Below are 891 nucleotides of genomic sequence, written 5' to 3' on the forward strand. Positions count from 1 at the left end.
GGACTGTGAAGACTCTGTTGCTGCGGTAGACGGTGAAGACAAAGCGCTCGCGTACAGCAATTGGCTAGGCTTGATGAAGGGGGACCTGCAAGAGTCACTAGAGAAAAACGGCAAAACCATTGTTCGCAGCCTCAATCCTGATCGTCAGTACACCAGTGTTAGCGGCGGAGAAATCACGCTCAAAGGTCGAAGCATGCTGTTTGTGCGCAATGTTGGTCACCTAATGACTAACCCAGCAATCATCGACGAAAACGGTAATGAAGTACCAGAAGGCATCATGGATGGCATGATTACTTCGCTTATCGCAATGCATGATTTGAAGGGTAACAGCCCATACCAAAACTCGACTGCCACGTTTACCAATGAGTTGTTTGGTCGAATTTAAGATGCCCTGGGTCTTGAGCGTTTCACGATTAAAGTGGGCATTATGGATGAGGGGCGCCGTACCTCGGTTAACTTGAAAGAGTGTATCCGCGCCGCGAAAGACCGTGTGGTATTTATCAATACCGGTTTCCTAGACCGCACAGGTGATGAGATTCATACCAGCATGGAAGCGGGCCCGTTTGCTCCAAAAGCACAGTTGAAAACCATGACTTGGATTGGTGCGTACGAAGATCAAAACGTCGATCTCGGTTTAGCGTGTGGCCTACAAGGCAAGGCGCAAATTGGTAAAGGCATGTGGCCAGAGCCAGACAACATGGCCAAGATGATGGAAGCTAAATTAGGTCATCCTAAAGCGGGTGCGAACACAGCATGGGTACCATCACCGACTGCAGCAACACTGCATGCACTTCATTACCACCAAGTGAGCGTACCGAGTCGTCAAAAAGAACTCCGTGAGCGTGTAAGAGCGAATGTCGACGACATCCTAACGATTCCATTGCTAGGTAA

1 pseudogene is annotated in these 891 nt (G+C 49.3%); it reads left to right on the plus strand.

The features are described 5' to 3' along the window. Positions 1-891 (plus strand): annotated as a pseudogene (locus KIV40_RS27850) (malate synthase G); the annotation flags it as partial.

Source organism: Vibrio sp. D173a (assembly GCF_030248475.1).